Origin of the sequence: Paenibacillus chitinolyticus NBRC 15660, assembly GCF_000739915.1 — a bacterium.
GTDB classification, from domain to species: domain Bacteria; phylum Bacillota; class Bacilli; order Paenibacillales; family NBRC-103111; genus Paenibacillus_F; species Paenibacillus_F chitinolyticus.
The window spans coordinates 397,973-421,046 of the sequence record NZ_BBJT01000003.1; the positions used below are offsets into that span (position 1 = coordinate 397,973).

General features: G+C 56.3%; 21 protein-coding genes and 1 riboswitch. Of the genes, 6 read left to right on the forward strand and 15 right to left on the reverse strand.

All coding sequences use genetic code 11. The features are described 5' to 3' along the window. Positions 1 to 152: 152 nt before the first annotated feature. From PCH01S_RS07020 to PCH01S_RS07050, 7 genes are all read right to left on the reverse strand, one after another. Entirely contained in the window at positions 153 to 644 is a 492-nt protein-coding gene (locus PCH01S_RS07020) for a cysteine dioxygenase (protein WP_042227986.1), read from the reverse strand. A 447-nt stretch (positions 645 to 1,091) separates the two neighbouring features. Further along, the gene (locus tag PCH01S_RS07025; protein WP_042227987.1) at positions 1,092 to 1,922 is read right to left on the reverse strand and encodes an HAD family hydrolase; all 831 of its coding nucleotides are present in this window, start codon (positions 1,920 to 1,922) and stop codon (positions 1,092 to 1,094) included. Beyond that, positions 1,915 to 2,691 (reverse strand): DeoR/GlpR family DNA-binding transcription regulator, encoded by a 777-nt coding sequence (locus PCH01S_RS07030; protein ID WP_042227989.1) that lies wholly within the window; start codon positions 2,689 to 2,691, stop codon positions 1,915 to 1,917. The genes PCH01S_RS07025 and PCH01S_RS07030 overlap by 8 nt, the downstream gene beginning before the upstream one ends. A gap of 194 nt (positions 2,692 to 2,885) precedes the next feature. Beyond that, the gene (locus PCH01S_RS07035; protein ID WP_042227990.1) at positions 2,886 to 3,839 is read right to left on the reverse strand and encodes an L-lactate dehydrogenase; all 954 of its coding nucleotides are present in this window, start codon (positions 3,837 to 3,839) and stop codon (positions 2,886 to 2,888) included. A gap of 72 nt (positions 3,840 to 3,911) precedes the next feature. After that, positions 3,912 to 4,784: a hypothetical protein gene (locus PCH01S_RS07040; RefSeq protein ID WP_042227991.1), complete on the reverse strand. Its 873-nt coding sequence runs from the start codon at positions 4,782 to 4,784 to the stop codon at positions 3,912 to 3,914. Positions 4,785 to 4,800: 16 nt separating this feature from the next. Continuing rightward, positions 4,801 to 4,933, reverse strand: a riboswitch (cyclic di-AMP (ydaO/yuaA leader). Positions 4,934 to 5,185: 252 nt separating this feature from the next. Beyond that, on the reverse strand, positions 5,186 to 5,725 hold the full coding sequence (locus tag PCH01S_RS07045; RefSeq protein WP_042227993.1) for a DoxX family protein: 540 nt from the start codon (positions 5,723 to 5,725) through the stop codon (positions 5,186 to 5,188). 59 nt (positions 5,726 to 5,784) lie between these two features. Further along, positions 5,785 to 5,991, reverse strand: coding sequence for a hypothetical protein (locus PCH01S_RS07050; protein ID WP_042227995.1), 207 nt, complete (start codon positions 5,989 to 5,991; stop codon positions 5,785 to 5,787). Between the two features lie 572 nt (positions 5,992 to 6,563). Here PCH01S_RS07050 and PCH01S_RS07055 point away from each other — a divergent pair. Further along, positions 6,564 to 7,634, forward strand: coding sequence for an acyltransferase family protein (locus PCH01S_RS07055; protein WP_053228671.1), 1,071 nt, complete (start codon positions 6,564 to 6,566; stop codon positions 7,632 to 7,634). 505 nt (positions 7,635 to 8,139) lie between these two features. On the opposite strand, the gene PCH01S_RS07060 is transcribed toward PCH01S_RS07055, so the two are convergent. Both PCH01S_RS07060 and PCH01S_RS07065 read right to left on the reverse strand, forming a co-directional pair. Beyond that, positions 8,140 to 10,488: a PepSY domain-containing protein gene (locus PCH01S_RS07060; RefSeq protein ID WP_042227998.1), complete on the reverse strand. Its 2,349-nt coding sequence runs from the start codon at positions 10,486 to 10,488 to the stop codon at positions 8,140 to 8,142. A 68-nt stretch (positions 10,489 to 10,556) separates the two neighbouring features. Next, entirely contained in the window at positions 10,557 to 11,276 is a 720-nt protein-coding gene (locus PCH01S_RS07065; RefSeq protein WP_042227999.1) for a hypothetical protein, read from the reverse strand. Positions 11,277 to 11,487: 211 nt separating this feature from the next. Here PCH01S_RS07065 and PCH01S_RS07070 point away from each other — a divergent pair, with 211 nt between their 5' ends. Together PCH01S_RS07070 and PCH01S_RS07075 are read left to right on the forward strand one after the other, a co-directional pair. Continuing rightward, positions 11,488 to 12,543: an FUSC family protein gene (locus tag PCH01S_RS07070; protein ID WP_042228001.1), complete on the forward strand. Its 1,056-nt coding sequence runs from the start codon at positions 11,488 to 11,490 to the stop codon at positions 12,541 to 12,543. Between the two features lie 102 nt (positions 12,544 to 12,645). Continuing rightward, complete coding sequence (locus PCH01S_RS07075; RefSeq protein ID WP_042228003.1) at positions 12,646 to 12,858, forward strand: hypothetical protein; 213 nt, start codon at positions 12,646 to 12,648, stop codon at positions 12,856 to 12,858. 184 nt (positions 12,859 to 13,042) lie between these two features. Here the strand turns inward: PCH01S_RS07075 and PCH01S_RS07080 are convergent, their stop codons facing one another. From PCH01S_RS07080 to PCH01S_RS07095, 4 genes are all read right to left on the reverse strand, one after another. Next, a complete protein-coding gene (locus tag PCH01S_RS07080) occupies positions 13,043 to 13,432 on the reverse strand; it encodes a hypothetical protein (protein WP_042228005.1) in 390 nt (129 codons plus the stop codon). A 113-nt stretch (positions 13,433 to 13,545) separates the two neighbouring features. After that, on the reverse strand, positions 13,546 to 13,791 hold the full coding sequence (locus PCH01S_RS07085; protein WP_042228007.1) for a hypothetical protein: 246 nt from the start codon (positions 13,789 to 13,791) through the stop codon (positions 13,546 to 13,548). A gap of 357 nt (positions 13,792 to 14,148) precedes the next feature. Further along, positions 14,149 to 14,430, reverse strand: coding sequence for a DUF1294 domain-containing protein (locus PCH01S_RS07090; RefSeq protein ID WP_042228008.1), 282 nt, complete (start codon positions 14,428 to 14,430; stop codon positions 14,149 to 14,151). A gap of 87 nt (positions 14,431 to 14,517) precedes the next feature. Next, positions 14,518 to 15,270 (reverse strand): SDR family NAD(P)-dependent oxidoreductase, encoded by a 753-nt coding sequence (locus PCH01S_RS07095; protein WP_042228010.1) that lies wholly within the window; start codon positions 15,268 to 15,270, stop codon positions 14,518 to 14,520. Positions 15,271 to 15,377: 107 nt separating this feature from the next. Between PCH01S_RS07095 and PCH01S_RS07100 the strand changes: the two genes are divergently transcribed. Further along, positions 15,378 to 17,246, forward strand: a complete 1,869-nt coding sequence (locus tag PCH01S_RS07100) for an ABC transporter substrate-binding protein (protein WP_042228012.1) — start codon at positions 15,378 to 15,380, stop codon at positions 17,244 to 17,246. A 61-nt stretch (positions 17,247 to 17,307) separates the two neighbouring features. Here the strand turns inward: PCH01S_RS07100 and PCH01S_RS07105 are convergent, their stop codons facing one another. After that, positions 17,308 to 18,012 (reverse strand): SanA/YdcF family protein, encoded by a 705-nt coding sequence (locus PCH01S_RS07105; protein ID WP_042228014.1) that lies wholly within the window; start codon positions 18,010 to 18,012, stop codon positions 17,308 to 17,310. A 307-nt stretch (positions 18,013 to 18,319) separates the two neighbouring features. Here PCH01S_RS07105 and PCH01S_RS07110 point away from each other — a divergent pair, with 307 nt between their 5' ends. Beyond that, a complete protein-coding gene (locus PCH01S_RS07110; protein WP_042228016.1) occupies positions 18,320 to 19,462 on the forward strand; it encodes a GNAT family N-acetyltransferase in 1,143 nt (380 codons plus the stop codon). A 228-nt stretch (positions 19,463 to 19,690) separates the two neighbouring features. On the opposite strand, the gene PCH01S_RS07115 is transcribed toward PCH01S_RS07110, so the two are convergent. Further along, positions 19,691 to 21,103, reverse strand: coding sequence for a class II fumarate hydratase (locus PCH01S_RS07115; protein WP_042228018.1), 1,413 nt, complete (start codon positions 21,101 to 21,103; stop codon positions 19,691 to 19,693). Between the two features lie 479 nt (positions 21,104 to 21,582). Between PCH01S_RS07115 and PCH01S_RS07120 the strand changes: the two genes are divergently transcribed. After that, entirely contained in the window at positions 21,583 to 23,049 is a 1,467-nt protein-coding gene (locus PCH01S_RS07120) for an NAD-dependent succinate-semialdehyde dehydrogenase (protein WP_042228020.1), read from the forward strand. The last annotated feature ends 25 nt before the right edge of the window (positions 23,050 to 23,074 follow it).

Consider the following 23,074-nt stretch of genomic DNA (forward strand, 5'->3'; position numbering starts at 1 on the left):
GCCAGGGCGCATGTCCGGCCGCTTGAAAACAGCTCAAAAAGCCCTGGATTAAGCAGGGCTTTTGTCTTTTTTTGCAGAACCGCTGCCGCAGGGCGCCGCACCTATCCTCAAATTCGGCCGGGCCCGCAGGTGTGCAGAATGACGCGTGAACATCAGATCACGAAATCGAGCACCTCACGGTAGGGCAGGTACGCTTTCGTTCCCGTTAAGGGAGGCGAATACACGTGAAGGCTTACAATCCGTTCCTCATGTTCGTTGCGCATTTCGTGAATTTGCCCGCGTGGAGCATACATACACTCCCCGCCCGTGACGGGAGCCGCCATAAAAGGCTCGGGATAACCGCCCCGGTCCAGTTCATACCACACATTGAGCATCTCGCCTTCAATAACGCGGGCGCAGCCGATCGAAGACCCGTGGTCGTGAATAGCCGTTTTGCTGTGCCCCGGCAGATGGATCACGACGACCTCCACATCGGCAGTCCGAAGCAGGACATGCCGTCCGTAGGCCAGCCGCTCCGGCTCGGTAACGTACGGGGAGATTTTGTCCCTCGTCAGAGACAAAGCTTCCAGCCCGGCCCTCAGCTCGTTCAGCGTCGGTTTTTTTAAGCCGCCGAAGTGTTGTTCAATTAATTGAAGCAGATTCATGCCGCATCCTCCTGTATATCAGGTATTCTTATGGAATGAATAACGGGAATTGATATCAGGATATGGGCAGAACAGCAGGTTGGTGCCTGATTGTGGAAGCCGAATATTCAAAGGAGTCCAGCGTGCGGGACTCCGCATCGTTAAAAAGCCCGTCCGGGTATCCCGGACGGGCTTTTTCGCGTTATTGTCGTTGGCCGTCATCGTGCCGGACCGGCCACAGGGTACTGCGCGCCGGGTAAGCCCGAATGGGCGGCTTTTCCCGCAAAACGCCTGCGGACTCCGCAGGATCACGCTCCCACCCGCGGAAAGCTTCCTTGGCGCGGGCGGGATTACGCTCCGGCCGGGTCCGCTCCGGCTGACGAACACCGCCGGCTGTCCTGCGACTGCAGGAACGGACGGGGCTGGCTTCGAAAGCCGGGAAGCTTCGGCCGTACGGCGGCCCGGCCGTCAGACCTGCGCTTCCACCGCCTCATTGCCGCGGCGGCTTCGGTTGTGCTCCAGAACGGCCGTCACCATTTCCGCCACCGACGAAGTCGTATGACCGGCCCCCGCTTTTACCTCATCCTGGCTTTTGATCATCGCAAAGCTGTGAGGCGTCAGGGCGAACATCGGCAGATCGTTGTAGGAATCGCCGACGCAGGCGGCCTCGTCATGCTTCAGCCCCAGCTCCTTAAGCAGCCGGGCCAAGCCTATTCCTTTGGAAATCCCCGCAGGCATCAGGTCCATACAGTCATGATCGGAAATGACGGCTTCCACGCTTCCCGCATATTTTTCCATCAGTTCCTCGCGAAAAGACAGAAGCTTCTCCATATCGCCGAACAGGGAAAATTTGCAGGGCTTCACCTGCCCCGAGCGAATCTCCCGGCCGATATCGGCCTGATGAACGGCGGGGCTGAGCAGACGCTCTTCATAAGGCCGGGAAGCGTCCGTACTTTTATGAAGGCGAATCGTTTCGTCCGAGCAGCAGACGAAGAATACGATTTCCCGCTTCGAGACAATTTCGAACAAGTCGGACGCGCGGTCCGCCGGGAAATGCGAAGCATCCACCTGCTCCCCTTCCCGGGTGTAAACCGCGGAGCCGTTCTGGCTGATGCCGTATGCCTTCACCCCGACTCGGTCCATAATCATCCGGATATCGGGATACAGCCGGCCCGATGCGATGCAAATCTGCACGCCCTGTCCGGCCGCCTCCCGCAGCATACGGGCATCCGCGTCCGCAACCTCCAGATCGGCATTCATGAGTGTACCGTCCAAATCCGTTACGATCAATTTAATCATGCTGATTGTCCCCCTCTACGATGAGCAGCTCCACATCATGCCTTTCCAGCAGGCGGAGCATACTTTCTTCCGGTTCCCGGTCCGTCACGATCACATCCAGATCGTCCAGACCCGCAACTTTATAAAACAACTGCTTGCCGAACTTCGTATGATCCGCCAAAACGACGACACGGTCGGCTCTGCGGATCATTTCACGTTTGATGGAGCCGTCCTCTTCATGCGGATAGGACAATCCGTCCGGACTGATTCCGCAGGCGCCGAGAAAGAGCGTATCGACGTAATAATCCGCCAGCTGCGCCAGAGCGGTCGCTCCGAACAGAAACCGGTGCTCCAGTTCCAGCTGGCCGCCGAGCATATGCACCTTCAAGCTTTTGTTGTCCGCCAGTTTCGCCGCAATATCGATGGAATTCGTCACGATCACGTTGCCCGTCGTCCGAATGTGCTCGGCGACCGTCGCAACCGTCGTGGACGTGTCGAGAAACAAGTAATGCCCGTCGCGGATCAGCTTGGCGGCTTCCCGGCCGATCTGCCTTTTCTCGTCCGTAGCCCTCTGCATCCGGTCCTTATAAGCGGTTACCGCACGGTTAAGGGTCGGCAGCATAGCCCCTCCGCGGGTCCTTACGATTAGCCCGATTTCATCCATACGGACGAGATCCCTGCGGGCGGTGTCCCGCGACACGTCAAATCTGTCGCAGATTTCCTTGACGTCCATCCGCTGATGTTCCCTTAAGTATTCCATAATCGCTTCGATTCGTTCTTCCTGAAACATATCGGCACACCCTTAAGTGAATTCATGCAAAATGATAATTGTTTATAAGTAATTATAAGTTTTGTTAAGCGAATTTGTCAATTCAATCGTCCATTCCCTTAAAAAATACTTACGGCATACAAAAAAACGGCTGATAGCCAGCCGCTTTTTCAACGTTTTATTCACTTGTTCTACACTTGTTCATGTCTCTGCGCTTACAGGCGTTCCGAAATCGAATCGATCATTTCCCGGATCTTGGCTCCCGATTTGCGCAGCTTGTTCTCTTCCTCTTCGCTTAAGGGCAGCGTGACGACCTCCCGCACGCCCGTACGGTCCACAATACACGGAACCCCGAGATAAACGTCGGACAACCCGTGGTAATTGGAAACAAACGTCGAGACGTTCAGCACCGCGCCTTCGTCGCGCATAATCGCCGTACAGATCCGGTCGAGCGCCAACGCGATCGCGTAATACGTCGATCCTTTCGCCTCGATAATCTGGTAAGCCGCGTCCCGCGTATTTTGGAAAATCTCGTCCTTATCCTCTTGATTCAGCTCGAGAGGCAGTCCGGCAAAATTAGCCAAGCTCCATAGAGGCACTTCCGAGTCTCCGTGCTCCCCGATAATCGCAGCGTGAATGCTGCGCGGGTCCACTTGAAGCTTCTCGCCGATCAAATAGCGGAAACGCGCGCTGTCCAGCAAAGTTCCCGAGCCGATGACACGGTTAACGGGCCATTCCGATTTTTTCCATGTAAAATAAGACATGATATCGACCGGATTGGTCGCCACCAGAATAATGCCTGTCTGGTTGTACTTCGTCACATTCTCGACGATGCCGTTAAAAATGTCGACGTTGCGCTTGAGCAGATCGAGACGGGTCTCCCCTTGCTTTTGCGCGACGCCCGCACAGATAATGATAATATCGGCGCCTTCACAGTCGGAATAGTCCCCCGCCCATACTTTCACCCTGCCCGTAAACGGCAGGCCGTGGTTCATATCCAGTGCGTCCCCGTTCGCTTTCGCATGATTATAATCGATGAGGACAAGCTCGGACATCCGCTCTCTGAGCAGCAGGGTATAAGCCGTGGTGGAACCTACGGCACCGGTTCCGATGACAACGATACGTGATTTTTTAAGTGTTTCCTGGTTGTTCAATTCGTTAGTAGACACGAGAACCTCTCCTTTCAGGGGAATTCTGGTATTATTGTAGGCGAACTCCCCCTCAAAAGCAAACGTTCCGTTCTATATAACGACAAAATAAGCCCGAGATTTTTCAAAAAGCACCGGCTGATCCAGCTGAAATCCGGTTCCGGCTATCCGCTCGCTGGCCTGCAGGGAAGCAAGGCGCGCCGGTTCGGGGTTGCCGCCCTCTTCCAGCCAGTCCGCTCCCAATACCGCAGCTGTATGCTCCCATAAGCAGCAGGCCGGACCGATCAAATAATCTTTGTGCATCGCCAGCGCCATTCCTTCCTGCCGGAGCATGCACGCGTTGCGCAAATCGTCCAGCAGAGAGCCGCAGCAGCCGGGGTGAAGTTCCCGCCCGGCTTGGAAGAGCCCGCTTACCGGAAACACGCGGTCCGCCACAGTGTGTCCGAAGCCCGCCGTCTGTCTGACGCGAGAAGAAAAGGGCGATTCCGTGTCCGGACAAGGGCCGCCCCCGACACTTCGGGCGGCAGCCGTTTCCAGGTGGAAGGAGCCGTTTTCGGAACGTCCGGAATGTCTGGCGCTTCTGAAACTTCCGAAGCTGCCGAGGCCGCTGAAGCTTCCGAGAACGTCCACAAACGGTTTGCGCTGCGATCGGGCCTTCAGATCGTACAAGGCCATTTCCACCAGATCCGCCTTGACATTCCCCCAGAGAACACGGTACAAACGGACAGTGTCAAAAGCTTGCGTCAGCGTGCTTTTTTGAAAGCGGTACAGAAACCGGGCCCAATTCACAAGATCGAAATGCTTCTCGCCCACAGACATCAAACATTCTCCCCAGCCTGTCTCTCCGCCCTCGTCCGTGAGTTTGAGCAGCCCGTACCTGCAGTTCTCGAGCTTTCCTCTGGCATGATGGTAACAGCAGGATACATCGAATTCAAACAATTCAATCCGGATAATTCGTCGGTCCATTTCTTCCTTTTCACTCCTTTTCTCCCAATGACGCTTGCGAGGTTAGCTGCCGGGTTCGGATTTGAGAGGCCCCTACGGAATAAACATTCCGATTCACCCCAGTTCGTGGGTCCCCCGCTTCTCTTACGAGAATTAAGCGCGCAGATGAAGATGATGGTTAGGCCGCAGCCGGCGTCCGGACATGGTGTCCGAAGCTTGATCTGACGGACCATGAGAGTATGTTACCCCCGCTAATCGGGCCTGTAAACAATCCCGGAGGACAGCCCGCTGCCATTCTCTGCCATGTAACCCTATTCATTTGAGTGTTACTTCTTCAAGCTGATTCAAGCTCATTCTTTCTCCGTTTAATAAAAAAAAGCCCCGGATACCCGTGGCTTTTTTGAAGATCTTTTATTGTCCGATCAGATATGGGCGCGTGTCTTGCCTCCACCGAGGGTAGGGTTTGCGCCGTGATCTCCGCGATGGCGAAGGAGCTTGCGGAGGTAAGGAAGGATGTAATAGTCGGCTCCGAACTTGCCGGCGTTGGCTCCTGCGGCGATGACGATGACACCGAGCAGAATCATCCAAGGGTTAGTGCTTACGGTACCTGCGAAGAGGAACATGAAGTTCATCAGGACCCCGAAGAATGCTGCCGCCGTAGTCAGTGCGCCGAGGACAAGACCCAGTCCTACCAGAAACTCTCCGAGCGGAATCAGTACGTTAAACAGTTTGGCGTTCGGCAGTGCGAAGTTTTCCAGGAATGCGGTGAAGGTCGGATAGACCAGCTCATTGGTCGCTTTATCCATAACCGGCTTCGTTACCGCGCCTTTCAGGAAGCCCGTGGCGTCAAATCCGCCCGTCAGCTTGTGCCATCCTCCCGTAATCCATGCGTATCCGAGATAGAAGCGGAGGATCACCATCAGACCTGCCGCATAAACGTTCGTTCTCAACCAGTTAAACATATGAATTTCCCCTTTCAAGCTGCGTATTCTGTATTGGATGTTGAGTGTGTTTCCTTTATTTAGAGCCAGTACTGCTCGATCAAGCCGCATTCCGCTTCCAGAGGAAGAGGAAGTCCGGTTTTGCCTGCTTTTTGCGCCTTGGCGGTTTGCCAAGTCTGCACACAGTCGAAGCACAAATCCTTATAACCCTCGGGGTGTGTCTGAAGCCGTGCTCCGCATGCCTGACAGTGTGCGGGTGCCGCGTTTACAAGATGAAGGGCGGTCATGGTACTCGCATCCTTTCGTTTATCCCGTATTTTATTGTGAATATTTTCACATTGTTAGCCGTAAAAAGCTTTCCCCTTCTTCCTCCTGAATCATTCAGGAAGATCGGATGAGCCGGCGGAGCCTTCAACTCCGGATACCAGAGGCTTTAACCGGCAGTCTTCGCAAACCCAGGCGGACACTGTTTCTTTGGCAGCGAGGATACGGGAACCGCACTGTGGGCATCTTCCTTGTTGAACTTGCGGGTCAGCTGTCTCTTTCATGGCTCCTTCACCTTCTTTCGTGTGTTGTTCTCTCTTTCTGACTTTAGTATAGTCCTGCCCAAGAGTTATGTATGTGATATTAATCACACTTAGCCCAAAATAAGTGATTATAATCATGTTCAAACATTCTTCATAATGAAAACCGTTACTTAATATGTACATGTGAATAATATCACAATCACTTAAAACAAGAAGTTCTATACTTTCTTTAGATAGCTAAATTCCTTTAACAGCCGCATCCAGACAGGTTTGGCTGCTTGCGTTTCTTCTATAAGAATAAAACCAAATTTGCACAAAGCGAGATGACCCCTATGCGAAACCCGACTGCCGTGTATTTTACCAATGTCCGTTTTTTCCTGATTCTGCTCGTTGTTCTGGTCAACCTGCTGCTTACCCTGCCGCCTCTGCCGGAGGCAGCGCAAGCTGTCGTGACCGCCATCTTCACTTTTCATCTGCCGGTGTTTGTGCTGGTAACCGGTTATTTCGCCAAAAAGTACTGGCAGACACCCGAGGCGGCAGCCGGCATGCTGCGGATCGCCCTGCAGTATCTCTTCTTTCAAACGCTGTACTCGGTCCTGGATCTGTTCTGGCTCCACAGCCCCGGCATCCGGCATTCGTTCTGGCTTCCGTATTGGATGCTCTGGTTTCTGACCGCGCATTTCGGCTGGAAGCTTCTGCTTATCCCGTTCGCCCGGCTCAAGCATCCGGTGGCCGCCGCCGTCCTGCTCGGCGCCGCGGCCGGCTTCCTGCCGGCGGAAGCGGGCGCGTGGCTCGGCTTGACGCGCACGCTCGTGTTCTTCCCGTTCTTCCTCGCCGGATACTACTGGCGGGAAGAACGGGAGCCCCGCCGGCGCACGGCCCCGCAGCGCCGCGCGATCCGGGCCGCCGCGGCGCTACTGCTGCTGGCGCTGCCCGCGTTCTGGCACGCGGCGGGTGCAGAGACCGCCGCGCAGTGGCTCGCCGGCGGCAGCAGCTACGCGCAGCTCGGCGTGCCCGCCGCGGCGGGCACGATGCTGCGCCTCGGCTGCTATGCGGCGCAGGCCGCCGCATCGGCCGCGTTCCTGCTGCTGCTCCCGCGCGCGGAAAGCCGCTTGACCGTCCTCGGAGGACGGACGGTCTATGTCTTCCTGCTGCATGGCGCCGCCATCAAGCTGCTGGGCGCAGCCGGGCTCCTGCAGCTGCTCGCCCGGCTGATGGACGCGGGAGCGGCGGGGACTGCCGCGGCTCTTGCGGCGGGATGCGCGGCCGCAGCCGTGATCGTGGCCGCGCTGTCGGGCCGCCGGTTCGCCGCGGTCATGCGGCCCTGCATCGAGCCGGACGCGGCCCGGGCCCTGCGCTGGCTGCAGCGGAGGCTGCCCGGCCGGCCGCGCAGCACGTACTAGCCGCCGCACGGGACCCTCGGCTCGGCGGCTAGGAGTCTCCGCATCGTTCGTGCTTCCAGCGTGGTGCGGCCCAAGCGGTACGCGGAGTCTCCAGCCTGCCATGCGGCCCCAAGTGGCGTCAGGTTCCATCGCCTACCGAAGCCGCGCTTTCGGCACCAGCCGCGGAGCCAAATTGTATTCCGATTCCGCTTTCAGCAGGTCATGAAGCTAACTTTGCACGCCGCAACAGATCCGCACCGCGAACAAGCCCGGCCTGAATGATTCAGGCCGGGCTTGTTCAATGCCGTTATGTTAACTTCTGTATGTGCCCCGCTAACACCTCATCGTTCGCGGTATCGTACAGCGTCTTTTTCAACTATTCTTTAGAACTTCGTTACTGTCACGACTGAGCCCCACGCACACGCTTTCTTTCCGCGCCGGGTTATGCCCATATCGCTTATTTTGAAGCTTCGTTCATCCCGCAAGGTGGGATCTGCTTCGTCTTTGTACTAGGCTCTTCCGCCGCTTAATAAGATATCGGCTGATCCGTTTTGCCTTGAAGCCCAGCCAACCTCATCAGAACGATGGCCGCCTGCGCCCGCGTCACTGCGTCCTGCGGTCGGAATTCGCATCCGATATCCTGCAGCAGGCCCAGCTTCATGACGAGGAAAACATCGGCTTTGTTTGTGATGCGGCCTTCATCTGTGACGGCAAGTTTGCCGAGCGGCTTATCCAGCAAGGACGACAGTTTCTCGTACCGGAGCTCGTTCACAAGCGCCGATGCCAGCTTCTCCCGCGTCAAAGGCTCATCCACGCCGAGCTTCCTGTCCGGGTCCGGCTGCAACCGGTTAATATCCGTCAGCAAACTGACGGTCCGGTAGTACGGGCTCCCCGGCTGCACATCCGCATAAAACGCCTCAGCCGTGCGGTAGTTCTCTCCGTAATACGAATCCGGTCTGATTCCGCGGGCGAACATCGTCAGCCAGTCTCCATAAGTAAGAACGGCATCCGGGTTCAAATTCCCGTCCGCGTCGGGAACGAGAACTTGGAGACGGACGAGCTCCGCCAACTCTTTTTGCGCCCAGTGACCCGTAATATCTTTCCCCTCGGACGGCTTAGGGACAGCCGGGATCGGCCTCAAATCACGCAGCTTACCCGACGCGGCATCGAGCACCTGCGGGGCCGACTCCGCCTCGGAACCTTGCCGGTAAACAAGCAGCAGTTTTCTTTCCTTATCGTCGCCGCCCGTGTAAAACGCCCCGTTCATCGTATAGGACAAGCTCATCCGGCCGTCAGCCTGAAGCCGCTTCGACGCCTCTTCCTTCGTTACGGCGGCAGGTTTCACCGCCTTCAACGCCTCCTCAATCGCCTCCTGCTCATATGGAAGCTGAAGGGTGTAGAGATTTCCGTCTCCGTTCAAGTTAAGGATAATCTGCTGATCCTGTACGGGAATCCTGTTATAGAACCGCTGAAACTGGTATGTAAACGGTTCGTTTTTCTTAGATGAGACGTTGTCTTTTCCCGCACTGTTCTTCTTCACCAGTTTCCAATTTTCAGAAGCCTGCGGAACGAGCTCGTCAAACCATTGGAGCGCTTTCGCATCCGCGGATTCCGATGTAATGCTTCGCGGCTTCACATTCGGATTTTGGTTCCAGGGCGGATAAATCCCGTTCTCGCTCAGTTCCAGGATTTGACCCGTCCGGGTGTCGACAATCGCATGGGTATCGCGTCCGTTCTCGTTCTTCCAGTTCAGACTCCAGACGAGCTGCCCCGGCGTACGCCAGCCTTCCTGCTCGGACTTCTGGGCAAGCTTGCTTCCCTCCGGAACGTACCCCGTCGCTTTTACGAGTTCTTCGGCTTGCTCCGCACTTAACGGTCCTCCCGTATGCGCTTTGAAAGAAGCTCCTGTTCTCGGGACATCCGCGTAAGCCGAAGTGCCGTACGCGGCATACAGCCCATGAAATACATACTCTCCGGTTTGAGCGTCGACAGGGGCATAAAATAACGGGTTCCGCACATAACCGAGTATCCATTCTTTTGGGCCCGATCCGTTCTGAAGCTTCACATATTGCAAGTCGACCGCAAAATCTTTCTTATATTTGGCGGCGGCTTCCCGCTCGCTTATTTTGGGAGTCGGGGAAGGATACGAGCTTTTGTGCAAACTGGCGTGCAGCCCCGTAACCCGGCCGTCCCCCCTCACCTGGACGTTGATGCCTTCGAAATCGACAAACAGCCCGTTCACTTTACGTCTGAATGTAAAATCGTACAGGACCGGACCGAAAAGCGCGCTTTGCGAGCCGTAGGAAAGAAAGGATTCCAGCGTATCGTTTTGCAAGGACGGAATCGCCTTTTTCACAAGCTCCAGCGCGATCTGGGCAGCTTTCTCCTGGTTGACTGCCGGCGGATAAAAACTCTCCTCCTCTTTAAGCCAGGCCCCGGGAAATGAAGTCGACCAAACATCTCCTGTCCGGGCATCCACCTCACTGTGAAAGGAAGAAGTGGAATTCCCCTTGGTCACGGACCAGGAAATGGTCCATACAAGCCTCGGAACAGGGGGATAGCGATCCGTCGACTCACCCAGACTTGCCGACGATACTTCCGTATTTTTCAAGTCGGGAAATAATTCTCTCAGCCGGCCGATCGCCTGTTCCTTTGTAATCTTCGCCTCTTTTTCCAAAATGGCGCTATCCGAGGATTCGGACGGCTGGGCCGGACCGCTTCCGGACACGATTTTCGCATCCTCCTGAAACCTATACGCCGGAGCGGAGTCATTCGCCGCATTTGTAATTCCAGGCAGCAGAAGACCGACTCCAAGAGAGCCGGCCACCGTGAGCATACCCGCTTTACGCAATCGTGAAGCGCGTTTATCGTACATCTATATCCCTCTCCCCGACTGTTAGAGTTTTCCATATTATTAAACGCATGGAAGAAGGAATAGTTTCGTTACAAGAGAGAGACCGTCTTGTTTTCGTCTACCAGATTTTCGTGCCGATGCTCCAGTTCTTTGCTGAATTTTTCGGAGATCTGCTTTTTGTTCCCGTATACGTACAGAACATCGCCTGCTTCAAGGCGGGTATCGGAATTCTCGCCCCGTCTCCGGATTCTTAACGGCCCCCGCTGGACAAAGAGCAGGTTAATATCTTCATTGGCCGTACATAGATCGTCGATATGACAATGCTCGAACTCGGATTTTTCGATAACGGGAATATCAATGATCCAGTCTTCTTCGTCGTTATACAAAAGTTCGCTTACCGGCAGCTCCTCCACGCCTTCATCTTCCTCCAGAGGCGCATGAAGTTTTTTGCTCAGCCGTTTTTGCATCGGTTTCAGTTTTAAAACGAACAGCAGAAAAACCAGGATGCCCGTTATGATCAGCAGCTCCGGTAGTCTGAACCGCTTTTCGAGCAGGTTGGACACCAACGTAATGATGACGGCAAGAGAAAACACGCCGAATAAAATCAAAAAAATACCGATTCGCCTGCGAACCGGATGCCGGATAATGAGCTCGGATTCCTGTGTAGTGAAACCCGTGCCTGTCAGCAGGGAAGTGACTTGAAAGCGGGCAATTTCGTTGTCAAGCCCGGTGAGCATCATCAATACCGCCGAAATTTCGATAACGAGCAGGACGATCCCCAAATAGATGACGATTAACAGTAGCTCCATGATACGCCTCCCAGCCTCTACACCTTTTCAATAACCGCTCCTGCGGGTATGTGAAACTAACAGCATTTACCTTTCAACGGTCACGTTTTCCATTTCCCGAGGCGCTTATACAGCCCGCCCCGCCGGGAATTTCCCGGCCGATTGACGTGGCCGCACCTGCAATGCGATAATGAGTTCGTCATCTCGAACCATCTGAAGGGAGTTACTGCATGTGACGTTCGGAGCCAGAATGTTAAAGACGGGCATGGCCGTCACTCTAGCTTTGTACTTAAGTATGCTTTTGCATACGACCGCCCCGGTTATTGCCGCGGTTGCCGCGATTTTCGCCCTGCAGCCGTCCATTTACCGGTCCTGGCGTTATTTTCTCGATCAGCTGCAAACCAACACACTGGGAGCCGCGCTCGCCCTCGTCGCCGGTACGTTTTTTCCCAAGCACCCGATCGCGATCGGGATCGTTTGTATTCTGGCCATCATGATCTGTCTTAAAATGAAAATGGAAGCGAACATCGGCCTCACCCTCGTAACGGTAATCGCCGTGATGGATGCTTCCGGCGGCCACTGGTGGTTCGCCGTTAACCGGTTCCTGCTCACCTCGCTCGGGGTCGGGTCCGCTTTCGTCATTAACGTGCTTTTTTTCCCGCCTAATTGGCAGAAACGGTTTATGGAAGAAGTTCACGGGGTCTTCAATCAGATATCGCCTCTTCAGAGGACGGTCATCTCCAATGAAATGAAAGAATCCGTTTTTCAGGAAACGAAAGACGGTGTCGTGGGCGCGCTGTTCCGCCTGGAGGAGAAATACAAGCTCTTCGAAGAAGAGCAGAAAAAACTCAAACGGCTGAAATACAGCCAGTCCAAGCGTCTTGTCGTCTACAAGCAGATGCTTCACACCCTGCGCAAAGGCGTGGATATCCTACAACTGGTCGAAGAGCATTATTTCCAAGCATCGCGCACTTCAAAAATGAACGAGTTCGTCGACGAGCATTTGGAAGCCCTTACTCAATACCACGAGTATGTCCTTATGAAATTCGAGAAGAAATACAAGAACGAGTCCTACGAGAAGCTCGAAGCGATGGATCTCAAAAACGACGCTTTCCTGAGGCTCATTACGGACGCCTCCAGCAGTACCGGTGACCTGCACCGGCTCGTTGTGGTCGCTTCCGGGATCTATGACTACGGCCACCAGATCGTGCGGCTGGATAAACTGGTCGAGCAGTTTTTCAAAGGCGCGGAAGAAAACGAAAAACAGACGGGACTTAAGTTTTTTTAATGTCCCGCCTGTTTTTTCTTTTATATAATCCGTATGGATACGACACATACTAAATCCGATCACGGCCTCCCTGCGGAGGTTTTTTAAAAGGAGATGATGTCTATGACCGACAATCACGATCCCAATTTCGAACTGGGTGCTCCGCGTTCCTCGTTGGATTCGGCGGAAGCTTCATCCGCGCATGGAACGGAACTGACCAGAGAGCAGTTCCTCCAGTCTTACGAAGCCGGAACCATCGAAGACGACGGTGGCTTGGGCGAGGAGGCGCAAGCCGAAGCCGGCTACCGGCCCGAGTCCTCGTCGGACAGAGCCTGAACCTTCCGCTGTAGACGGCATACGCGCTAGCCGGACAAGGCACGGACGCTCCGAACGCCGGAACCGGCTATGCAAAAACCCCCGCAGTTTCAAGGCCGTAAGGCTTTGAAACTGCGGGGGTTTCGTATGTGCCGGCTGTTCCCGGCGCTCCGGATCGCAAGCGCTTGCGCTTGCGCTGCGACGATTACTCGACGGCGTGAAGACCGCTCAAACGCGAGACGGTGAGCAGCAGTTCGTCGCGCAGCGGAACGATGAATTCCACCGCGCCCATCGTAAAGATGCCGCTACGGTTATGAAGCCTTAGGCCGCTGACGCTAAGCCTGTAATGCGGAAGGCCCGCTGACATCGAGGTCAGCTCACTCCCGCCTCCGTTCCGGGAAGAGAACGTGAGCGTGCGTCCTTTGGCTTCGAACGGCACGATGCTGAGAATCGCCTGCAAAGGGATATAGTAATTGACGTGGGGTTTCTGGACGATGAGTTCTTTCGTCGTGACCGTAAGTCCCAGACCACTTTTCTTATGGGAATATTTCAATTCGCCGTCTGTCATCTGGATGGAAATAAAATCGGGATTCATTCCGTCTGGCGCCCCCTTCAAAAAAAGGATGTATGTCCACCTTATCATACCGATATTGGACTGACAACCTGACGAGGATTCAATTCGAACGAGTCAAAACGGGGAGAAAGCCGCTACGACGCGAGCATCAGCACCTGAAAATCCATCTCGATGCTTTGAGCCGACATCAGTCCGCCCAGCAATAGTTTGGCCTCCGTCAAACGGGCGAGATCCCCTCGCAAAATCAGATGGGACCGGTGTCTCTTCCCGGGCGTTTTCCAGGCCACCAGCGGAGCCAGCATATGTTGTTTTAAGGTTCGGATCACCGTATGTAATTGTTCCTGTTCCGCCACTTTGACGATCAGAAATGTATGGTCCATCACGATCTCCTCCGGTCGTTAAAAAGAATGTGCGTTTCCGGCCGAAACCAGGGCGCATCGCGCCGAGAGCCGGGGATTAAAGTCCACAGCATAAAGCCATCCGCGAGCAGCAGCGGACGGCAGCCTTTCCATCATAGGGTGTTTGGTTCAAGGAGTCAAGTCGGATGGCTTACTTCCCTGCTCTTCCGCCGGTGCCTCATGAGGCTTCCCGGCTTAACGACTGTCACTGTACCTGTGTAATCCCGTTTGAAACAGTTTCTATGTATTTTTTTATTCTACCACATCAATTGGAGTTTTTCTTCATTATTCTTCACACGGAGTCAGTCCCGTTTACCCGGCTCTCCCCGGTATGAAACTTTACTCCCCCACAAAACGGAACAGCTTCCAAAAAACGATCACATTGACGATCAGCAGAAGCGGAATTCCGTATTTGAACGTAAAATGTCTGGTTTTGTGCTTGTAGGCATACATGCCCGCCCAGATACCGGGAGCCCCCCCGATAAGAGCCGTCAGGAACAACCGCTTCTCCGGTACCCGCCATTCCCCGCTGCGCGCTCTGCGTTTGTCGGCGCCCATCCAGACGTATGCGACAAGATTAACGACAAGAAGATATAGGACAAGAATCTTGATGGAGAACACCTCTTCTTTAGTATAAAGTCCCTTTCTCTATTAGTTTACAATTTTTTGGGTAAAAAGCGAAGACCGGAGCGAGAAGCTCCGGTCTTTCTATTCTTCGTACATCATTTTGCGGGTCATGCCTCCGTCAATGACAAGATTCTCTCCGGTAACGAAGTCGTTCGCGGGATCCGTCAAATAAAAGCAGGCCCTGGCGACGTCGTCGGGTGTGCCGACGCGGCCGGCAGGGTGCTGCTTATGATCGGACGGCTTCAGCGCCTCGTAGTCCCCGGTCTCAATCCAGCCGGGGCTGATGCAGTTCACGCGGATGCCGTCCGGGCCCAGCGATATCGCGAGCGCATGCGTCAGCGCCGCGATCCCTCCCTTCGAAGCGGCGTACGCTTCCGAGGACGGCTCCGACATCAGCGCCCGCGTGGACGCGATGTTCACGATGCTGCCGCCTCCGGTCTCACGCATCCGCTTCGCCGCTTCCCGCGCGCACAGGAACGTGCCGCGCAGATTCGTGTGGAGGACGCGGTCCCACTCCTCCACCGTCAAGTCGTACGGCGACTTCCAGTCGGAGACGCCGGCGTTGTTGATCAGGCAGCCGATAGAGCCGTACGCTGCGGCTGCCCGTTCGATAAGGCGGACGATGTCGCCGGGCCGGCTCATGTCCGCCGGGACGAACAGCGCTTCTCCGCCTCCTTCGCGGATCGTCCGCGCGTTGTCTTCTCCGCGGGTCTCGTCCGTATCCGCCAGGACGACGGCGCTTCCCCGCTCGGCATAGCGGCGCGCGATTACGCGGCCGATGCCGGATGCCGCTCCCGTCACAATAACGGCTTTGCCGGCAGGCTCTGTTTTCATGATGGAAACCCTCCCGGGATCGATTTATTTTTGAGACTGTTCGCTTTCGCTCCGTACCCGCTTCTTGTATAATCAGGAGAAAATTCTCATGTAAAGGCGGGATCGGGATGCAGATTACCCATCATTATCTTGAATTGTGCCGAGCGTACAGCGCGGTGCCGCAAGGGCTTCCCGTCTCCCTCACCCTGGAGGAACTCGCCGAACGGCTCCACTGCACGGTGCGCAACGTCAAACTCGTGATCCGCAAAATGTCCGAAGCGGGCTGGATCACCTGGGTTCCCGGCCGCGGCCGCGGGAACAAATCCGAGCTCCACTTCCATTATACCCTGGAAGAAATGCTCATGAAGCAAACCGCCGAATTTGCCGAGAAAGAACAGTATCAGCAAGCTTTCGAATGGATACACCAGTATGCGGACACGCCTTTAATGAAAGAACAGCTTCTCCAGCACGTCTCCCGCTACTTCGGATACAAGGCGAAAGTCACGGAGCAGGATGCCGACGTGCTGCGGCTGCCCATTAACAAAACCTACCGGACGTTCGATCCGGCCGCCCTGCTCTTTGCCAATGATGTCCATTTAAGCCGGCAGGTATTCGATACCATCGTGCGGTACGACAGAGCCGCAGGCGACTTTGTGCCGAGTCTCGCCCATCACTGGGAATCGGACGAATCGTGCACGGTCTGGACGTTCTATCTGCGCAAAGGCGTGCTCTTTCACCACGGCCGCGAGCTGGAAGCGGCCGATGCCGCCTATTCCATCCGCAGGCTGCTGAGTCCCGAGGTGTTCTCGCCCCAGCGCTGGATGCTCGAAGATGTCCGGCGGATCCGCGTCCTGAACCGGATAACCATCCAGTTCGTGCTGGATAAACCGCACGTGCTTTTCCCGCACTGTCTGACCTCGCCGTCTGCGGCAATTCTGCCCCGGGAACTTTGCGAAGCGGACCCCGCGGCCTACTTCGCCTGCCCCGTCGGTACCGGTCCTTTCCGGCTGGAGATCCGGCCCGGCTACGGGTATCTGCTGCACGCCAACGAACGCTACTACCTGGGGCGGCCGTTCCTGGATGTCGTTGAGCATATCCTGCTCCGGGATTCTCCTGAGCTTGTCGTGATGACGGACGCCTGCAATATGGTTCAGCGCGCCCCCTACGCGCCCCGCTCCAAGCCCGAGCATGACTGGCAGGCGGTAGAATGCATTTCCTCGGGATGTGCGCTACTTTCGTTTAACCGCCGCAAGGAAGGCCCCTTGCAGGACGCCGGACTCCGCCGGTACGTGCGTTCCGTGATTCAAGCTTGCGCGATGGTCGAAGAATTGGGAGAGAGCCGGGCCATTGCGGCCGCGAGCTTTTTGCCTGATAAAAGCCTGCGGATAGGCTGTGACCCTTACCGGGACGAGAAAGAAACGGCCGATATTCCGTACTCCTCCGCTTACGCCGGAACCGAACTTACTCTCCACTGCAAAGATTCCTACAAAACGTACGAAGACATCGACTGGATCGTAAACCGCTGCCTCAAAGCCGGACTTCACATCAAGGTGGCGCTCCATGAGCGGGATGAATTCCTCACACCCGATGTCATGGATGAGGCCGATCTCGTTCTGTATGAAGTCGTATTGGATGAAAGCGAGACGCTCTCTTTGCTGGAGCTGTTCATGCAGGAGGAAGGATCGATCCGGCGCATGTTCGACGATCCGCTGCGCGCGGAGCTGAACCGGAGAGTGGCCCTCCTGCTTGCCGAACCCGAACCCCGCAAGCGGCTGGATCTTTTCGATAAGCTGGAATCCCTTCTTACGGAAGACTGTTCGATCCATTTTCTCTATCACCGGAGAATGCAGACCACTTACCACAAAAGCGTACGCGGGCTAAGACTGAACGCCTTCGGCCATATCGATTACCGTCATATCTGGTTCGAGCCGCAAGATCCGCTTACCGGACAGACAGCCTCGGCGGACACAAGCTCCCCGTTCATGACGATTCACTGAAAAAGGCGCCCGCAAGAGGCGCTTTTTCTGTCGGTGCCGATATCTGTTCCTGACCGGATTCTCAGGCATTGGGCCGCCATACCGCCTCCTCGATCAGCCAGGAATCTTCGGTCGCCCGGCCGTCACCGGTAATGGGAATCACTTCCCCCAAGTAAGTCGGCTCCGGTTTGAAGAACCGGATCAAAGCGAAATCTTTGCTTCTTGCCGCCATTTCGCGGGCTTTGAATTTCGCCATGCCCCGGTACTCCTGACGGTCCGCCGCCACGCCGTACGCCTCAACGCCGAGTCCTTCCGCATCATACAGCGCCCGCGCCAGATGATAATCTTGAGTGACGACGATGGCTTTGCGGATCTGAAAAATAGCCTTGGCCCGGTACATGGACTCATACGTATTAAAACCGGCATGATCCATAAAAATGCGCTCTTCCGCAATCCCCCGCTCGAGCAGAAAATTTTTCATCGCCCTTACTTCGTTATAGCCGAGTGTTCCATGATCGCCGGACACGAGGATTTTGTCCGCCTTTCCGTTCTCATACAGCTCCGCGGCCGTGATCATCCGGTCCTTTAACATATCCGAAAGCCGCCCGTCCGGATGCACTTTTGCTCCAAGCACGATAATCGCTTCGGCAGAAGGCGCCTGTTCCGCGCTTATTTTACGGGCTTCCCCTTCTTTTCTCACTTCGTAATCCGAGGTAAACAACCAAATCCCGCCTGCAATCGCGGCAGCCCCAAGGCCGTATGCCAGCCCTTTCCAGCGCAGTTTCATTCTCAGCTCTCCCCGTACCATAATCTTGTCTTAACATCGATCCGGCTCTAATGAAGTGATGAGGATACCGGGGTAATTATACCTTAATTTTCCTTTTCGACGCTATACCATATATAAAGAGCGTTCCTACTTATCCAGCGCGGCTTTAGACCTTTACAAGCTGGACGCAGCGTCCGGACAGCAAAATCCGCTTCTTATCGGCTCGTCAGAAATTTTGTCGATTTTGTAAATTTTACCTGCCTTTGCGGCCGGGCATTTTCTATAATAGAGAAAACCGTTAAAAACGGCGGAAAGGAAGAATGTTTACATGAACATCCGGCTTGTCAACCAGGAAGAGATGCGGGAGGCCGCCGCTTTGGCGGATTCGATTTTCCGGGATTCCGAGCAGATTTCGATGGCTGAAGGTTTCCCGTTCCTCTTCTCCGCTCTGCATTCCCAATCCGTGGGTGCTTTCGAAAACGGGCGGCTCGTCGCCTTCATGGGCCTGCTCCCGTCTGTCATCCGCATCGGTCCCGCACGGCTTACGGTCTACTCGCTTGGCTCCGTGTGTACGCACCCGGAAAGCCGCGGAAAAGGCATCGCCGGCGAACTGTTCGCCGCCGTTCGCGGGCAAGCGGCGCGTTCGGGCGGCTCCCTGCTGCTCGTCTCCGGCGGCCGCTCCCTCTACACCCGCGCAGGCTGCCGGCCGTTCGGCTCCCTCCGCCGCTATGCGCTGGGAAGCGGGGCCGCCCAGCAGGCGGAAGAGTCCGCAGGGGGCTACCGGCTGCGGCCGTACGAGCGGGGCGACCTGCCGGCCATGAGCAGACTGGCCGCCGCCCGCCGCTCGGCTTTCGAGCAGAGCCCGTGGGATCTCGGCAGCCTGATCGACGCGCATGCTTATGCCGCCTGCCTGAAGCTGCGGCACGAGACGTGGATCGCCGAGAAGGACGGTGAGCCGACGGCCTTTATCGTCGCGGCCGTGCCGGACCCGGCCGTGGCGTCCACGCGGTTCCCCCGGCTGATCGAGTGGGCCGGTGAACCCGAAGCGGCCGCCCGGCTCCTCACCGGTCTTACCGCAAAGCTGGGGCTGGCCGAGTTTCAGGCGGCGGTCCCGTTTTATGAAACGGGACTGCACGAAGCCCTGCGAAGCTTTCCATCGGAAGAAAGCCCGAATGAAGGGACGCTTCTCGTGACGGACGCGCCGCTTCTTCTGCGACAGCTCCGTCCCTACCTGGACGAGCAGAGCGGGAACAGGCTCGGGGAGCGGCTCGGCGTACGGGAAACCGGAGAAGGCGGCGTACGGCTAACGCTGAACGGACTGCCCGATCTTCTCCTGAGCGTAGACGACTGGATGGCGCTGCTGTTCAATCCCGACGCCGCTGTCCGGATTGTCCCTGCCCGGTGGCAGGAAGAGCTGAAGTCCGTCTTCCCGCTTCCTTTCCCGTATACGGCAGGGCTAAACTACATTTGAAGCTGTACAGCACGGCGGCTTGCAAGAAGTACGCTTCACGCGCTAAAAGCCGTTTGAACCGCACGGAAGGAAGACAGAAAACGGCGGTTCAGAAACACAAACGGTTTCCCCGCGCCAGTCCCTGTTTATTCCACACAAAAAGTCCCGGCTCGTGCATGCAGGATACTGCACGAGCCGGGACTTTTTTTCGGCCAACCTGTCTGAATTCCCAAGCGGGCGGCTTCCGTTTTATTCGGAAAGACTGTTCTGGACAATCCGCTCCCACTCGTCCTCGGTTAGAATCCCCTTCTCGACGACGAGCTGACGAAGCGGCTTCTGCGTTTTCAGCGACTCCTTCGCGATCTCGGCCGCTTTGTCGTAACCGATAACCGGATTCAGCATCGTTACCAGGGACAAACTGCGGTCCATCCAGTAACGGCACTGCTCCTCATCGGCTTCGATCCCTTTCACGCAGCGTTCGCAGAACGCTTCCGCCGCGGTGCTCAAAATGTGAGCCGACTGCAGAACATTATGGGCGATGACCGGCATCATGACGTTGATTTCAAGCTGGCTGCCTATCATCGCGGTCTGCACCGCCGTGTCGTTGCCGATCACTTGGCAGCAGACCATATACAGCATCTCCGGCAGGACCGGGTTCACCTTGCCCGGCATAATGGAAGAGCCGGGCTGTACGGCAGGCAGCCGGATTTCGGCAAGGCCCGTCTGCGGGCCGGAATTAAGCAGGCGGATATCGCTGGACAGCTTGATCAGATGCACGGCCAAATCCCGGAGAAGCCCGCTTACACGCAGAGCCGCCGACGGGTTCTGCATAAAGGCGAACCGGCTCGGGGCCTGCCGGTAAGGTGTGCCTGTGCGGCGTCCGATCTCCGCCACCATCCTGGCGGCATATTCGGGATGGGTGTTCACGCCCGTGCCGACGGCATTGCCGCCTATGCCCAGCTCCAGGAGGCCGTCCGCGGCCTGCTCCAGCTGCTTTCGCATCTGGCCGATAGTGGCCGCGTAGCCTTCGAACTCCTGTCCCAGGCGGAGCGGAACCGCGTCCTGTAAATGGGTGCGGCCCGATTTTACGACCAAATGGAACTCCCTTGACTTGTTCGCGAGCTCGCCGATCAGCTTATCCAGGGCGGGCAGGAGCTTCCGCTCCACGGATTCGTGCACGGAAATGCAAATTGCCGTCGGAATCGTATCGTTGGTGGACTGGCCTTTGTTCACATGATCATTGGGATGGATCTTGTCCTTGCGGTCGCGTTCCAGCCCCAGTTTCTCAAGCGCAACATTGGCGATCACCTCGTTGGCGTTCATGTTCTGCGACGTTCCCGCCCCGGCCTGAAAAGCGTCGACGACAAACTGGCTGTCCCACCGCCCTTCGATCACTTCGTCCGCCGCCGCCAGGATGGCATCCGCGATCTCGCCGTCCAGCTCGCCCAGTTCTTTATGTACGGCAGCGGCCGATGCTTTAATAATGCCCTGGGCTTTGATAAACTCCCTCGGCAGACGGTATCCGCTGATCGGGAAATTCAACACCGCGCGCTGAGTCTGAGCTCCGTAATAGGCATCGGCCGGGAGCTGAACCTGACCCAGAGAATCACCTGCGGTGCGCAGCTTCGTATTTTGCTCCATAGATGGTTGTTGTTCGGTCATGATTTCACCCTTCCTTCCGTTCAATCTTCTTCGGTCTCTCGTGACAAGAGCGCGTTGACGGTTCCGGTAAATGCCGTGCTTATTTGCTCTTAGTCCTGCCGGACGCCTTACCGGTTTGCGGTAAAAGCCTCCTTTCATAGATACCCGTTTTAGCTGACGCTGATACCCGCAAGTTGGAAAGGATCCGCCGCTTATGATAAAATCCCCCAATCCCCCTGGGATATTGAGGCATTTTCCACGGGCTGTTTCCCTGCCGCAAACCCGCGAAAGCATTGAAATAGAACCCGCAGGAGGCCCGGTGTGCGATCGGCTTTTGGAAGGGGTATAATACATTAGGGATACCGGCTGGCGAAAAGCTTTACGGGCTCCGCCTGCTTTCATTTGCCCGGCATTCACCTCATGTATGTTTTTCCGAAAAGGCGATTTTGCGCCTTTTTTACTGCGTAAGCTTTTTTTGTAACAAAAAGGAGGAGATCTTCATGACTACGACAACTTCCGGCAGCACTTCCGAACGCTGGCTGAATTACGTGAACGGCCAATGGATCGAAGCGGACAGCGGTAAGACGATTTCGGTCGTTAACCCTTCCACTCTTGGCGAGATTGCGACCGTACCGGATTCGGGGGAAGCCGAAACGAAGGCCGCTATCGAAGCGGCACACACCGCTTTTCAATCTTGGAGCACTTTATCCGCTTACGAGCGTTCCGATATGCTGATGCGCTGGTACCACCTGCTGATGCGGCATCAGGAAGATCTGGCCAGAACGATGACGGCCGAACAGGGCAAGCCGTTGTCCGAAGCCAAGGGCGAAATCGCCTATGCGGCCAGCTTCATATCCTGGTATGCCGAGGAAGCCAAGCGGCTTTACGGGGACATCATCCCGGCGACCAGCTCGGGCAAGCGGATGTTTGTCCTGCGTCAGCCCGTTGGTGTCGTGGCCGCAATCACGCCTTGGAACTTCCCCGCCGCCATGATTACGCGCAAGGTAGGTCCGGCGCTCGCGGCAGGCTGCACCTGCATCGTCAAGCCTGCGGAGCAGACGCCGTTAACGGCGCTGTACATGGCCAAGCTGGCCGAAGAAGCCGGAATACCCGCCGGGGTAGTCAACATCGTGACCGGAGAAGCTTCCGTGATCGGCGATACGCTGTTTGCGGACTCCCGGGTAGCGAAAGTGACCTTCACCGGATCGACGGAGGTGGGCAAGCACATCATGCGCGCTTCCGCCGATACGATGAAGAAAATATCGCTGGAGCTGGGCGGACACGCCCCGGTGATCGTGCTGGACGATGCCGACGCGGAGCTCGCCGCCGAGCAGACCTTGCTGTCGAAGTTCCGCAATGCCGGACAAACCTGCGTCTGCGCCAACCGGATTTACGTCCAGAAGGGCATTCGCCCGGCGTTCGAGAAGCTGCTGGCGGATAAAATCCGGGCCCTGAAAGTCGGCGACGGCATGAACCCGGACTCCGCAATCGGGCCTGTCATTGACGAAGACGGCCTGAACAAGATTCAGAAGCACGTGTCGGATGCCGTGGAACGCGGAGCAACCGTCATTACGGGCGGCGGCCGGAGGGAAGTGCCTGAGCGTGCCGGCTACTTTTTCGAGCCGACTCTGCTGACAGGTGTGGATAGCTCCATGTTGATCATGAAGGAAGAAACGTTCGGCCCCGTCGCACCGATCGTCGAGTTTACAGATCCGGACGATGCCGTCCGGCAGGCGAACGATTCCCCTTACGGGCTCGCGTCCTACGTGTTCACTTCCAACATCAATCACGCCATCCGCCTCGCCGAACGGCTCCAGTACGGCATCGTCGGCGTAAACGACGGCCTGCCTTCTTCCGCCCAAGCCCCGTTCGGAGGCATGAAAGAAAGCGGCCTCGGCCGGGAAGGCGGCAAATACGGGATCGAGGAATATTTAGAGATCAAATATATCTCGCTCGGCCTTTACTGAACGAAGGGCAGGCGCTGCCTTCCGC